The following is a 15,079-nucleotide window of genomic DNA, read 5'->3' as shown; positions in this document are numbered from 1 at the left end:
ATCTATCGCTCTCTCAATGCTTCAGATTGGTATTGTTGTAACGGGCTTAACAGGTAATCGATGACTCTGCGGTTTCCGGTTCTGATTTCGCCGGTCACACTCATTCCCGCCTGCAGTTTGCTCTCACTCTCCTCAACTACGATATAGTTCTGATTCAGCCGTATACGTGCCGGAAAGACCAAACCCATTCTTTCATCTTCTACCGAGTCTTTTGAAACATGGGCGACAACACCACTGATGGTTCCGTAACGAGTATAAGGAAAAGCATCTACTTTTATCTCTACGTGTTGTCCGGCCTGAACAAATCCGACATCTTTGTTCAACACCATGACTTTTGCCTCTATAGCGCTATCATCAGGCACGATAACCATCAATTGCTTTGCCGGCTCTATCACTCCTCCTATCGTGTGAATCGCTAATTGTTGCACTACCCCATCTACCGGCGCTTTTAAAACCTGCAACCTTGATTTTTCTTCTGCTTTAATCAGGTCCTGTTCAACAAGTGCAATGGAGGCGTCAATCTGTGTAAGCTGCTGATAATATTCACGATTTACCTTCGCCAAATAACTCGTTTTTTGTTCACTAAGGTTTTGATACTGAGCATCTAATACTTTGTTTTCAGCCGTCTGACTGGCTAGTAAGCGCTCCACTTCGATTAACTCTTTTTCCTTTTCTAACAACTCCATTTTTGCTAAAAGCTTGTTCGCTTCCAGAGCACGCTGGGCACGCAGCCGGTAACGGATATTGGTTGCCAGCCGTTCAAGTGCTTGTACTTCTATTTCTCCCTTCTGCTGACTGGCACGATTAACCGAGATCTGGCTTTCATAATTTTTTAGCTGGGCAGAAACTTCTTTCCAGATGCTGTGTAAGTGTTTCTCTGTGAGCTCTACCTGCTGTGGAGTTGATTTACCCTTAGCTGCCTGAGAGAAAAAAACCATCGGAGCATCAGAAAGTAATGCCGTTAAGCGTGTCTTTTCCAATAGCTGATAATTTAGTTGGTTTTGAAGGCGTTGAAGTTCTGCCTCTGCACCGACAGGGTTAAGACTTATCAGCACATCACCTTGCTGAACCGATTGACCGTCACGTACATGGATTGCAGCAACTTCTCCCGTTTCCAGTGACTGAATAATTTTAGAGTGGGAAGAGACCAACAAGCGACCGGCGGCACTAGCATGGATATCCAGTCTGCCTATAACAGACCACGCAATGGCAATAAATAACAACAGACAGATAACCAAAGCACTGCGCCTTGCCCAGGGAGAGGGAGGACGTTCAATAATTTCAAGGTGCCCAGGCTGAAACTCAAACTCATCAGTTGAGCGCTGGTTGGCACCAACCGCTTTTCGTTTCATAAAACCAAATCCAGAGAACCAACTCATCTACACCTTCTCCTCTGCTAACTCTTGCTGCAAATTCCACAAGCGTGCATAACAACCCTGCAAAGACAACAGCTCTGAATGGCTTCCCATTTCTGTGATCTCTCCTTTTTCCAGTGTAATAATGCGATCGCAATCCCGGACGGTTGATAGCCTATGAGCAATGCTGATAACTGTTCTGCCTTTGGCAATATTTGCCATGTTGCTTTGAATAATGGCCTGAGATTCATCATCCAACGCACTGGTGGCTTCATCAAAAATCAAAATTCTGGGGTCGGCGATTAACGCCCGGGCAATCGCCAACCGCTGACGCTGCCCTCCGGATAATGAACTCCCTCCTTCTGCAATTACCGTGTCGTACCCAAGGGGAAGTTGCAGTATAAAATCGTGAGCACCTGCCAGTTTTGCCGCTTTGACAACGTCTTCCAGTGGTACCGCTACATCACGGATTGCTATGTTCTCTCTCACAGTGGTGTTAAACAGATAGTTCTCTTGTAAAACGACACCTATCTGGCTGCGCAAGTAACAAGGTGATATGTCCGTTATAGAAAGATCATCAACCAATATCTCTCCTTCGTCCTGTGTATAAAGCTTTTGCAGTAACTTCGTCAGAGTGCTTTTCCCCGAACCCGAAGGTCCGACAATACCAATGGTTTCGCCCGGCTTTATATGCAGGTCGATGTTGTTTAACACCATGGGTAAATCAGGTTGATAACGGAATGAAATATTGTTGAGGCGTAGTTCTCCTCTAAGAGAAGTAGCAGGAGATTCATCACCCTGCTTTTGCTCAACGGGAAGATCCAACATATCTCCGAGCTTATCTATTGCCACACGGGTCTGGACAAACTGCTGCCACAGTTCAATCAGCTTAGCCACTGGCTGGTTAACATGGGATGCCATCATGTTAAAGGCGATCAGTTGCCCTATTGTCAGTTCAAGTGACATCACCTTATGTGCACCTATCCAGATAATCAGCACACCAGACACTTTTTGTAACAGCATCACGCCATGATTAACAAAGGAGTTCAGAGTCTGAGTTTTAAAGCCTGCCGTAACCATGTCATTAGTCTGCTGCTCCCAATTTCGTTGCATTCTTGGTTCAACAGCAAGACTTTTGATCGTTTCTGCACCACTCACTGATTCGTTAAGAAAAGACATGTTGGCAGCAGATGTCTGGAACTGATCTTCAATACGTTTTTGCAGTGGTTTGGTCGTTCCCCATGCAAGCAATAAATAGAAAGGCAGAACTGCCAGAACAACCAAAGTGAGATCCGTTGAAAGCCATGCCATGACTGCAAAAAAAACAAATGTAAACAGAACATCAACTGACAATGTGAGCAGTGATCCCGTTAAGAAATCACGTATGCTATCAAGCTCTTGAACCCTTGTTACAATGGCCCCCACTTGTCTGCTTTTGAAATAGAGTAATGGCAACCCCAACAGATGCCTGAATAACTTTATGCCAAGGCGGATATCAATTCTGTTCGCAGTATGAGCGAACAGGTATTCCCGTAATCCCCTGAGAATGACATCAAATATTCCAACCACAATCAGCACGATAACCAACACATCAAGTGTTGATAACGCTCTGTGCACTAAGACTTTGTCCATCACCACTTGAAAAAAAAGCGGCGTGATCAAAGCCAAAAACTGCAACATCAGGGAAAATACCAGTACCTCAGCAATAAGCTTCCGGTAGCGGCTAAATTCAGGAATAAACCATGAAATATCGAACTTCATTGACGCCTGCTTGAGCAGTATTACCTCATTGGCCCAGTTTTTCTCCAGCTCAGCAACTGAGATTACATCCGGTGTCGCACTAGACACTTTCTGAATTAAGGCTTGTTGTTCTGACATTTGCGCGAGTATTGAGAATGTTCCGTCTTTCGTTTTAAAAGCCAGAGGTAACATCTCATTGGTGACTTTCTTAACATTAAGATATTTAAAACAAATGGAAACTCTGTGTTTCTTTTTAATTAATTTAAATTCATCATTCAATGCTAATTTAGAATTAACTTCTGAATTAGCACAGTATTGAACACCACTGAGATTAAGCAATATCTCACTACATTTAATTGCTGAATAGCAGTTTAAATTTGATGATTCCACCAGATTAAAGACACCCATTAAAATAACAAACATGACACGAGCAAATGACACCCATGTAAATAAAAATGTAACCACCTAATCAAGAATATATTTAGGCTAGCTTTTTATATTTTAAACATCCAACATCAAGCGCAAGATAACTTCTTTTCTTACAAACCATTACAATAATAAAAACTATGATTACAAACCATTAAATCATTACATATCAATTGGTTATGATGGAAATTAATTTATTTATACAATTACGTTTACTATTACTGTTTATTTATTGGTACAAGAAGTTATTTTTGTAAATTTTATAAAAGAGTAAAAATAGATTATATTGCACACAGGTAAAGTAAAAACTCTAACACTGTTAAAAGTGCGCAAACGATAGAAGCATTCATATATGCAAGTGATTTATAAGCAATAAAGTAGTGTTATTACTAGTCAACCAACGAATAAGTTAAATATGCGTATCTACCAGCAACCTGAATGAGAAAATGCCAGAAGTAGAATATAGATACGGACTGGTATCTCAATTGAGCATATTTGATTAGACGCTTTTTTCCTATTGACGATATTTTCTGACAATCACTGCTTTCAAAATCACCAGACAGAACTGTCCCATCAGGTCGACTAACATAGTCACTTTTTAACAGGAATATCCAGACCATTAAGTTTGCATGTTTACATTTAAAGGTATTTTTGTAAACTTTTAATTGACAAAAAATCATTTGATGTAAATTTAACCACATAAACACGCTAATGGTTATCTGACCATGCAGAGAAAAGAGAATCAGGAAATGTCCCGAACCGATCATCAGGAACAGAGTCTGGCCAAGCAACTGCTGCTGACCTTTGCCCTACACGGCTATCAAAAAACGTCTATGCAAGATCTTGCCAATAGTGCCGGCTTATCCAGACAATCTGTTTATAAAAAATTTGGTTCTAAAGATAAGTGTTATCAATGGGTTATTCATACCTATCTGAGCAACATGTATTCAGAGATCTTTCAGATACTGGATGACAATAGCCTGGAGGCCTCCGAAGGGCTGGAAAAAACCTTTGACGTGTTTATCGGCAATGCTGTTGAAGTCATTGCCAAAAAACACGGTACTCAGGTACTGGACGATACATTAAAAGCAACTCACTCATCTGTTGAAGACTGGCCGCTTAGGTTCAGAACCCGGCTAGCGGACTATCTGATCCGACACAAACTGGCAGCAGAGGACAACGCCCTAGGTATTGCCTACACGCTGATTTCTGCCGGAAAGGGCTTGTTGGTCGAAGAGTCATCCAGAGAAAGTTTTACTAAAAATATGGCCTTCATTATAAATAGCGTCAAAAAGGCTGATGTTTAATCTATAAAATCAGAGAAACCATTATGTCAATCTTACAGAAAGTAAAGCCTCAACAGCTTCACAGCGACTTTTCTGAAATGAAAAGCGCCTATAACAATAACCCGGCGCCAACTTACGCTGAGCGTATAGAGGTGCTGAAAAAGCTCAAGAAAGGGATTCTTAGCCACGAACAAGAGATTTATGACGCACTAAAGCGCGATTACGGATACCGCAGCGAGTTCGATACCTTAATGGCGGATGTTTTACCCAGCGTGGCCGGCATTAACTATGCGATAAAGAACCTGAAAAAATGGATGAAGCCGTCCAAGCGCCATGCAGGGTTATTGTTAGCCCCTTCCAGCGTAACGGTTCACTACCAGCCTCTCGGCGTCGTCGGGGTGATTACCCCATGGAACTTCCCGTTTTATCTGGCTCTTGGCCCGGCAGTACAGGCACTTGCTGCCGGTAACCGGGTAATGATTAAAATGAGTGAGTTTACCCCCAACGCCAATGCTGCCCTGCGCAAAGTGATCAACGATGTCAGTGAGCATATCTGTATTATTGAAGGTGAAGCAGATGTCGGAGCCGCTTTTTCTGCCCTGCCGTTTGACCACCTGATTTTCACCGGCTCTTCCACGGTCGGTAAAATGGTTGCCCACTCTGCTGCCGATAACTTAACCCCGATCACCCTTGAGCTGGGCGGTAAATCTCCAACCATTATCGACGATAACATCGATATCAACATCGCGGTAGATGCGTTGATTGTGGGTAAGTCGGTCAACTCAGGGCAAATATGTGTCGCACCGGATTATGTGTTTGTGCCCGAAGCGCGCGAGCAAGAGTTTATTGAGGCCTTTATTCAACGATACCGGGAATATCATATCGACAATGGGGCGGATAACACCCAGACCCATATCGTGTCAGATCGTCAGTACAGCCGGTTAATGGGCTTCCTTGATGACGCCAAAGCCCATGGTGCAACAGTGCACCCGGTGAAAGAGATTGAAAGTGATCAGGGGCGACGGGTATATCCTCATTTAGTGACCAACTTAACTGCGGAAATGAAGATTCTTCAGGAAGAGATATTCGGCTCTATTCTGCCAGTGATGACCTACAACAATATTGAACAGGTGATCAGCTATATCAATGACAGGCCGCGACCACTGGCTCTGTATATTATGTCCAATGACAATCAGCTAATAGAGACGTTTATCACCCGAACTCACAGTGGTGGCGTAGCGGTTAATGACACGGCAATGCATGTAGCTGCCGATGATGCGCCATTTGGCGGTGTGGGCAACTCAGGTATGGGGCACTATCACGGACACGAGGGTTTTCTCACCTTCTCAAAGGCAAAAACCGTGCTGCGCTCAAGTAGCTGGTTGCCGAAAAACCGCTTTGTTCTTAAGCACAGAGATTTTGTTTTCAATACCTTAAGAAAATATCTGCTTAAGTAGCAATAGCGTAAAAGCAAAACAGTTACTTCAGCAGGTTACAGGCCGTTGAATTTACTTATCAGTAAACAAGAAAACCCCAGCATTTCTGCTGGGGTTTTGAATGTGGCGGTGAGTGAGAGATTCGAACTCTCGATACGTTGCCGTATACACACTTTCCAGGCGTGCTCCTTCAGCCACTCGGACAACTCACCGTATTTTGGGTTACCACGCTGGGCAACGAGGCGCTAATTTAATGATTATGTTGGGTTTGGTCAAGGAGAAAAACCGTAAAAAGTGCGCATTTGCGTTTAACTGGCTATTAATTAGCTAATTTGCTTAACTTTACTTCCACTGAACCTTCTTATTTCCTGCTCTGTCTGGCTGATATGGTCAGTTAGGAATATCGACAAGTGTCACACCTCACCGCAGCTTTTTTGATAAAAGCATCACCTTTTGCGAACATTGCCCCGTTTTTAGAAGGAAACCCCAATGATATCTGTTGCCCTAATTGACGATCACGTCATGGTTCGTTCTGGCTTCGCTCAGCTGTTAAGTGTCGAACCGGATATTTCTGTAGTCGGTGAGTTCAGCTCCGCAAAAGAGGCCTTTAATGCCCTTGCCGCTGTGCCTGACCTGAATGTGGCGGTGATTGATATCTCTATGCCCGATGAAAGCGGCCTCTCCCTGCTTAGCCGCCTTAAGCATATTAAACCGGATCTAAAAGCGATTATTCTCAGCATCTACGATTCTGCGTCGTTTGTCAGTCAGGCCATTGATGCCGGTGCTCTGGGTTACCTTTCTAAACGCTGCGGGCCGGGCGAACTGGTGACTGCTATCCGTACCGTTGCTAACGGTGATCGCTATCTGTGCGCCGATGCCCTGTTTAACCTGAGCAACGCTTCTGCGCCACCAGCGGCACTGAATGAGCTGACCAAACGTGAAAAAGAGATTTTCGAGCATCTGATTCAGGGCAAAGATGTTAAAGAGGTGGCTTACGACCTCTCCCTCAGCCATAAAACCGTGCATGTACACCGCGCCAATATTCTTAGCAAGCTGTCTCTGTCCAACAATGTTGACCTGATCCGCTTTGCTATTAAAAACAACCTTCTGCCTGAATGATGAATGAGAAAGAAGCGTTAATCGGCAAGGTGTTTACTGCGGTATTTACCTTTGTTATCTACGCCATCACCTGGTTCTGCCTGTGGGGGATCAGCGGTTATCTGGTGTCGGATATTCATGTTGCCGCCCTGTTTCTTCCCGTCGGCCTGCGCTTAGCGGTTCTGCTGATTATGCCGGTACGCCACTGGTGGGTAGTGCTGCTTAGTGAGCTCTGTGTTGCAATTGGTATTATTAAGTCCATGGTGTTTAACCCCATCGATTTTCTGTTAATTGTCGGCCCTTTTGTCAGTTATGCCCTGATTCGTCCCCTCCAGTCATGGTGGAAACAGCTTGAAACCTACTGGCAACAACTACTGGCTCTGCTGGGCTTTGTGGTGGTGAATGGTTTATTACAGGCCTGCACCATCTTTCTGCTGGCCAAGCCTCTTTCTCTGTCCGTCACCATTGTGTACAGCTGCACTGTCGCCACCATTACCGGCGGTATTATTCTGGCGCCGTTTTTCTACCTGCTGCATGATTACCTGAACCGTAAAGTATGGGTGCCACTCTCCCCTACCCTGATCCATAAAGAAGTGACCCTGCGCCCTTCTGCGTTTTTATGGATGGCGTTTTTCTTCTGCGTCGGCCTGATTGCTGAGCTGAGCTTTAAGCAGCAGATGGCTTCGTTGCTGCTAATTGTGGTGCTGCTACCCAATATTTTTATGGCCTACCGTTATGGCTGGCAGGGTGGTGTTCTGGCGGCAGTGATGAACAGCGTACTGCTGACACTGGCTAAGAAGGTAATGGGCTCTTTTACCACTTATGAAGAGATGCAGCTGTTTCTGATCACTCAGGCGATTGTCGGGCTGGGACTGGGTATTGCCATCAGCCGACAGCACCTGCTGTCGGAGAAGCTAAAACGGGTCAATACTGAGCTGGCCTATGAGCTGGATGCTAAGCAGAACCTGACCCGCCAGTTAGTGCATGTAGAGGAAGATATCCGCAAATCTGTTGCACGGGAACTGCATGATGAGATAGGCCAGAATATTACCGCGATTCAGATTCAGGCCACACTGGCCAACCGTACCGCCAAAGAAGATCAAACCAAGCAGATAGCCGATGCCATTAATGATCTGGCCTTTCAGATTCACAGCGCCACCCGCCAGCTGTTAACTCAACTTCGCCCGCATATTCTTGATGAACTGGGTCTGGAAAGTGCCCTTAAGCAGCTTGCCAATGAGATGAAGTTTGCTGAACGCGGCGTACGCTTTCAGCTCAATATCGGCTTTAATACTGAGCTGCTGGATGAGATCACTTCGGTCACCCTGTACCGGATTGTTCAGGAGCTGTTAAATAACGCCACCAAGCACTCTCAGGCCAGCGATGTTCACCTTACCTTGTTACCGGGTGCTCTGTTTAGTATGGAGTACCGCGATAACGGTGTCGGCCTGCCTGCCAACTGGCGCACTAAGGGCACCGGCCTTAAAGGTCTGGAAGAAAGGGTAACCGCCCTTGGCGGAAGTATTGCTATCGATGGCAGTGAAGGAACACGAATTGTGGTCAATCTGCCCACCAAAGGCACAGGTTAAAGGAAGTAGTTATGTTTGGCTTTTTATCCCAGAAGCAGCCTGTGGCTCAAATTAAAGATAAGCACATTATCGACAACACTTACCGCTACTGGCGTCTGCACCTGATGCTTTCGATGTACGTGGGTTACGGTATCTTCTATTTCACCCGTAAGAGCCTTAACTTCAGTATGCCGGTGATGCTGACGGATCTTGGCTGGGAGCCGTCCGATATCGGTGTTATTGCCACCATCTATTATGTCACCTACGGTACCTCCAAGTTTATCTCCGGCATGATCAGTGATAACTCCAATCCCAGCTATTTTATGGGTTTTGGGCTGATAGCTACCGGTGTGGTGAATATCCTGTTCGGCTTCAGCTCGTCGCTGGCGGCTATGGTGGTGCTCTGGATGCTGAATGCCTTTTTCCAGAGCTGGGGCTGGCCGGCCTGTGCCAAGCTGCTGACTACATGGTATTCCCGTTCAGAGCGGGGTTTCTGGTGGTCTATCTGGAACACCTGCATCAATGTCAGCGGTGCCTTGTTACCGATTCTTATCGGCTATATCGCCATTACCTGGGGTTGGCGCTTCGGCTTTATTGTTCCCGGTACCATCGCCATTCTGGTGGGGCTGTTCCTTACCTTCCGTATGCAGGATAAGCCTACCACCATTGGCCTGCCAACTGTCGGTGACTGGCGTAATGACCCGCTGGAAAAGCAGCAGGAGAAAGAAGGGAAAGGGCTGCCTTTCCGAAAAATTCTTAAAACCTATGTACTGGGTAACAAATATATCTGGCTTCTGTGCAGCTCTTATCTGCTGGTGTATGTGGTGCGTATCGCGGTCAATGACTGGGGCAGCCTCTATCTGGTAGACCGTCACCATGTGGACTTACTCACCGCTAATACCGCTGTTTCCATGTTTGAAGTTGGCGGCTTTATGGGCTCGCTGCTCGGCGGCTGGGGATCGGATAAATTCTTCCACGGCAACCGTGCACCGATGAACCTGATCTTTGCCTTGGGCATTTTTATCTCCGTTGCTGCTTTGTGGCTGATGCCCCTAAACAATATTTTTGTGCTGTCCGGCTGCCTGTTCTCCATCGGTTTCTTTATCTTCGGCCCGCAGATGATGATTGGTATGGCAGCGGCTGAATGTTCCCACAAAGATCTGGCCGGTACCGCCACCGGCTTTGTCGGCCTGTTCGGTTATCTGGGTGCAGCACTGGCCGGTTACCCTCTTTCCATTGTGATTGAAGAGCTGCAGTGGGAAGGCTTCTTTAGTGTGATTACCATTGCCGCTGCGGCTGTCGGTATGCTGCTGATTCCGTTTTTGCGGGCGCAACAGCGAAGCGCGGAAGTTACTCCAGCCTAACCGAGTTACCTCCGTCACCCTTCGCCAATCAGGTGAAAACGCTAATTAAACAACTCTCCGCATCACCTCCGCGTCACCTCTACATAAGGAATAACGGCGCGGTGAAATTCACCGTCCATTCAGCTCTGTTTGTGAGCACAATCCCAATTCTTCCCAAAGCCACCCAAAACTAGGAATTTTTCCTAGTTGGCTAAAAACCTGTCTCATTCTATTTGTCTTCGCATTTTTTAGTATTGCAATGTACCCAAACAAATTTCGCCTCCGGGCGGAAACAGAACATCAAAGTGACATCTGTCCAAACCTGATTTCAGGTAAGGCGAATAAATAAAAGGATTAGCCGCATGAAGTGGCTTCCACCCGGTCAACAGAAGCAATCGTTTCTCCTGCCGGGCCAATACTATAAAGAGGAAACAAAGATGAAAGGTAATATGAAACGCCATCTGTTAGCTGCCTGCATTCTTGGTTCTGCCGCTCTTGCTGCCCCGCAAGTTATGGCTGAAGGCCGTCTGGTTGTTTACTGCAGTGCAACCAACGCTATGTGTGAAGCAGAAACAAAAGCGTTTTCTGAAAAGTATGATGTAAAAACATCTTTTGTACGTAACGGTTCAGGCAGTACGCTGGCTAAGATTCAGGCTGAGCGTAAAAACCCTCGTGCTGACGTATGGTACGGCGGTACTCTGGACCCACAATCTCAGGCTGGCGAAATGGATCTTCTGACTCCATATAAATCCGAGCAGCTAGAATACATCATCCCAGAATTCAGAGATCCTGCAAAACGTAAAGGTAACTACTCTTCCGCCGTTTACATGGGTATTCTTGGTTTCGGTGTGAACACTGAGCGTCTGGCTGAAAAAGGCCTTGCGATTCCTCGTTGCTGGGAAGATCTGACTAAGCCTGAATACAGAGAAGAGATTCAGATTGCTGATCCACAAAGTTCAGGTACAGCTTATACAGCACTAGCGACTTTCATCCAGCTTTGGGGTGAAGAGAAAGCGTTTGAATACTTCCAGCGTCTTGATAAAAACATCTCTCAGTACACTAAGTCTGGTGTAACTCCGTCCCGTAACTCAGCCCGTGGCGAGATCGCTATCGGTATTGGCTTCCTGCACGATTACTCTCTTGAGCAGTCTCAGGGTGCACCACTTGAGCTTATCTCTCCTTGCGAAGGCACAGGTTATGAGATCGGCGGTGTAAGTATGATTAAAGGTGCCCGTAACGAGAAGAACGCTAAGCTGTTCATCGACTGGGTACTGTCTAAAGAAGGCCAGCAGTTAGCATGGCAGAAAGGTAAGTCTTTCCAAATCCTGACTAACGTTGATGCTGAGCAGTCTCCTTATGCTCTTGATCCTAAGAAACTGGATCTTATCGATTACGATATGAGCACTTATGGTGCATCTGACACACGTAAACGCCTGATTAAGAAGTGGGTTAACGTGGTTAAGATGGGCAACTAAGCCTTTGATACCTCTGCGACGTCCGTAGGCTCCAACTCTTCAAAATGTCGCAGAAGTATTAATCCGGGCAGCACTGCGGTGCTGCCCAACTCCCCTGTTTTATATTGCTTTAGGGCTGATTTTGTCAGTTCAGGGCTCGTTTTAACTTAATTTTGCTTGGTGAATATCATGTCTCAATTAGCAGCAGAGTCAGACTTGAAAAACCGCCTGGAAGAAAAGCCACATCGTGACTACGTCTTCTACTGGATAATGTCTATCATCGCCGCTTTCGTCCTCTTACCTACTTTCTCTCTCGATTACGGATTACTCGAATCGACTTCGGATGAGTTTTTAGAAGCCATGGGATGGAGCAGCACCAATATCGCCTGGCTCTGGTTCGGCCTTCCCCTCGTCCTTTTAATAAGACCCAAGTTTGCTCAGGATAAGTATCATGTCAGCCGTCATAAGTTTGATATTGGTTACTCCTTTTTCTGTATTGTTTTTATCCTGATTTCATCTTATGTGACGGGTAAAGGGCTCGGATACTCCTGTATCTTCCTGTTTGCCGCCCTTGGCAGCGTAATGACTCTCGGCCTTGCCCGCCTTGAATATCTGGGTGGCGATACCTTTGTTATCGGTGCTCTGGTTTCTATTATCGGCCTGATATCTGCCTTTATTCTTTATCCGAGTATCGCCATTTTCATCCCTATGTTTCAGGATGATATGGGCAACTTTGTCGCCTGGCAGTTTATTGAGATCCTCTCCCAGCGCCAGATTGTACAGATCATCGGTAACTCAATAATGCTGGGGACATCGGTAGGTGTGACAGCAACCTTCTTTGGTCTGATTTTTGCCATCTACTCTACCCGTATTGCGGTTAAATCGGCCTTTATTGCGCGTATTTTCTCCATTCTGCCAATCGTAACACCGCCGTTTGTGGTCGGCCTTGGTGTAACCCTGATGCTTGGCCGATCCGGCTATATTACTGAGCTGATGGTAGACTGGTTCGGCTTACAGCAGACTAACTGGCTATATGGTTTTACCGGCATCTGGATGGCTCAGGTGCTCGCCTTTGCGCCAATGTCCTTTATGATTCTGGACGGTGCGATGAAGTCGCTGCACCCTTCACTGGAAGAAGCCTCTTATACCCTGCGTGCTAACCGCTACCAGACCTTCTTCGGAATTGTTATGCCGCTGCTGAAACCGGCTCTGGCTAACTCCTTCCTGATTATTTTTGTTCAGTCGCTGGCTGACTTCAGTAACCCGCTGGTTCTCGGCGGCAGCTTTGACGTTCTGGCCACTCAGATCTACTTCTACATTGCCGGTGCCCAGCTTGATTATGCCTCTGCCAGTACCCTTGGTGCGGTTCTGTTGATCTTCTCACTGGCTATTTTTGTTATCCAGTATCTGTGGATTGGTAAGCGCTCTTACGTGACCATTTCCGGTAAGTCTTACCGTGGTGATGTTCAGCCTCTGCCGACCAGCCTGCGTAACTTTGTTTCTATCACGCTATATGGCTGGATGGCCTTTAATATCCTGCTGTACGGCAGCATTGTTTACGGTAGCTTTACTGTTAACTGGGGTGTGGACTACTCACTGACTCTGGACAACTATATCAACCTGTTTGGTATGGGCTTCGGTGAAGGTGCATGGCCGTCACTGATCAGTACCATGACGTATGCCGGTATTGCCGCGCCTATCACTGCCACCTTCGGTCTGCTTATCGCATATATCGTCGTGCGTCAGCAGTTCCACGGTAAGAAGGTGGTTGAGTTCGTCACTATGCTCTGCTTCGCGGTTCCGGGTACAGTTGCCGGTGTTTCTTATATCCTTGCCTTTAACGATGCACCTATCTACATCACGGGTACTGCTGCGATAGTGGTGATCTCTATGGTGATGAGAAACGTGCCTGTGGGTATCCGCGCCGGTGTTGCCGGTCTGGGACAGCTGGATAAGTCGCTGGATGAAGCGTCACTCAGCCTGCGTGCTAACTCGTTTAAGACCATTATTCATATCCTGATACCACTGCTTCGTCCGGCTATTCTGTCGTCGCTGATTTACAGCTTCGTACGTGCCATGACCACAGTGAGTGCCATTATCTTCCTTGTTACACCGGAGACCCGTGTAGCAACCTCCTACATCCTTAACCGGGTGGAAGATGGTGAATATGGTATCGCTATCGCCTATGGCTCACTGCTTATCTTTGTCATGTTAGCCATCATACTTACCTTCGACTACTTCGTAGGCGAAGCCCGAATTGCCCGTTCAAAAGCCAAGAACCAAGATTAAGTTTGGAGAACCAGAAAATGAGTAAGAACAGTTTTGTAGTGCTAAAAAATGTTTGTAAGCGCTTTGGAGACAACACGGTAATTGGCAACCTTGATCTGGAAATCGAGAAAGGCAGCCTTGTTACACTGCTCGGCCCTTCAGGCTGTGGTAAAACCACCGTGCTTCGTTTGGTTGCCGGGCTGGAGAAACCGACCAGCGGTCAGATTTTTATCGACGGAGAGGATGTCACTAACACCTCTATTCAGCACCGTGACATCTGTATGGTGTTCCAATCTTATGCCCTGTTCCCGCATATGTCTCTGTTTGAGAACGTGGCATACGGCCTGAAGATGATTAAGCTGCCGGCGGATGAGATCAAGAAACGTGTAGATGAAGCATTGAAGCTGGTTGACCTTGACCAGATGGGTGACCGCTTTGTTGACCAGATCTCCGGTGGTCAGCAGCAGCGTGTGGCTCTGGCGCGTGCCCTTGTACTTAAGCCAAAAGTACTGCTGTTTGATGAGCCGTTAAGTAACCTTGATGCTAACCTGCGTCGTAGTATGCGTGAAACCATCCGCGATCTTCAGCAGCGTTTTAACATCACTTCCCTTTACGTAACCCACGATCAGGCAGAAGCTTTTGCGGTATCGGATACGGTTATCGTAATGAAGGACGGCGACATTATGCAGGAAGGTACACCGGATGAGCTGTACCGCTCTCCTGCCTCTATGTTTATGGCTAACTTTATGGGTGATGCCAATATCTTCCAGGGTGCGTATGTTAACAACAGCCTGAACATTAACGGCTATTCAATCCCTGCGGAAGCAAGCGTAGTTGAAGGCTTCCCGGAAGGTGAATATCAGATTGGTGTCCGTCCTGAAGCGATTCTGCTGGCCGGTGAAGGTGAAGCGTGTCAGCAGTGTCAGGTGAAAGGCATTGTCTATATGGGCTCCATGTATGAGGTTGCCGTGAACTGGCACGGTCAGGAACTGTTGCTTCAGTTGAACTCTTCCCAGTTTGACCCTGAGATTTCAGACCACGCTTACCTGACCATTAACCCGACTGGTATCTTTATGCTGCCTGCTTCGGCTTAATCTTTCCCTTT

Annotated in this window: 10 protein-coding genes and 1 tRNA gene; 8 read left to right on the top strand and 3 right to left on the bottom strand. The window is 46.5% G+C overall.

What is annotated here, in order from left to right; genetic code table 11:
• Positions 1 to 2: 2 nt before the first annotated feature.
• Positions 3 to 1,379, bottom strand: a complete 1,377-nt coding sequence (locus PK654_RS05620) for an HlyD family type I secretion periplasmic adaptor subunit (protein ID WP_271698225.1) — start codon at positions 1,377 to 1,379, stop codon at positions 3 to 5.
• Positions 1,380 to 3,503 carry a type I secretion system permease/ATPase gene (locus PK654_RS05615; RefSeq protein WP_271698809.1) on the bottom strand — a complete coding sequence of 708 codons (2,124 nt, stop codon included), beginning with the start codon at positions 3,501 to 3,503 and terminating at the stop codon, positions 1,380 to 1,382.
• Between the two features lie 743 nt (positions 3,504 to 4,246).
• On the opposite strand from PK654_RS05615, the gene PK654_RS05610 reads away from it, so the two are divergent.
• Complete coding sequence (locus PK654_RS05610; RefSeq protein ID WP_271698224.1) at positions 4,247 to 4,828, top strand: TetR/AcrR family transcriptional regulator; 582 nt, start codon at positions 4,247 to 4,249, stop codon at positions 4,826 to 4,828.
• 20 nt (positions 4,829 to 4,848) lie between these two features.
• The gene (locus PK654_RS05605) at positions 4,849 to 6,264 is read left to right on the top strand and encodes a coniferyl aldehyde dehydrogenase (protein WP_443088735.1); all 1,416 of its coding nucleotides are present in this window, start codon (positions 4,849 to 4,851) and stop codon (positions 6,262 to 6,264) included.
• Between the two features lie 103 nt (positions 6,265 to 6,367).
• Here PK654_RS05605 and PK654_RS05600 read toward each other — a convergent pair.
• Positions 6,368 to 6,455, bottom strand: a tRNA-Ser gene (locus PK654_RS05600).
• Between the two features lie 277 nt (positions 6,456 to 6,732).
• Between PK654_RS05600 and PK654_RS05595 the strand changes: the two genes are divergently transcribed.
• From PK654_RS05595 to fbpC, 6 genes are all read left to right on the top strand, one after another.
• Positions 6,733 to 7,362, top strand: coding sequence for a response regulator (locus PK654_RS05595; RefSeq protein ID WP_271698222.1), 630 nt, complete (start codon positions 6,733 to 6,735; stop codon positions 7,360 to 7,362).
• 20 nt (positions 7,363 to 7,382) lie between these two features.
• A complete protein-coding gene (gene uhpB / locus PK654_RS05590; RefSeq protein WP_271698808.1) occupies positions 7,383 to 8,930 on the top strand; it encodes a signal transduction histidine-protein kinase/phosphatase UhpB in 1,548 nt (515 codons plus the stop codon).
• An 11-nt stretch (positions 8,931 to 8,941) separates the two neighbouring features.
• Complete coding sequence (locus PK654_RS05585; protein WP_271698221.1) at positions 8,942 to 10,273, top strand: MFS transporter; 1,332 nt, start codon at positions 8,942 to 8,944, stop codon at positions 10,271 to 10,273.
• Positions 10,274 to 10,689: 416 nt separating this feature from the next.
• Positions 10,690 to 11,727 (top strand): ABC transporter substrate-binding protein, encoded by a 1,038-nt coding sequence (locus PK654_RS05580; protein WP_271698220.1) that lies wholly within the window; start codon positions 10,690 to 10,692, stop codon positions 11,725 to 11,727.
• 168 nt (positions 11,728 to 11,895) lie between these two features.
• On the top strand, positions 11,896 to 13,995 hold the full coding sequence (locus PK654_RS05575; RefSeq protein ID WP_271698219.1) for an ABC transporter permease: 2,100 nt from the start codon (positions 11,896 to 11,898) through the stop codon (positions 13,993 to 13,995).
• 17 nt (positions 13,996 to 14,012) lie between these two features.
• Positions 14,013 to 15,068, top strand: a complete 1,056-nt coding sequence (gene fbpC / locus PK654_RS05570) for a ferric ABC transporter ATP-binding protein (RefSeq protein WP_271698218.1) — start codon at positions 14,013 to 14,015, stop codon at positions 15,066 to 15,068.
• Positions 15,069 to 15,079: the final 11 nt, after the last annotated feature.

This window comes from Vibrio sp. SCSIO 43137 (assembly GCF_028201475.1).
Lineage (GTDB): Bacteria > Pseudomonadota > Gammaproteobacteria > Enterobacterales > Vibrionaceae > Vibrio.
This window is presented reverse-complemented; position numbering and strand designations above follow the sequence as displayed.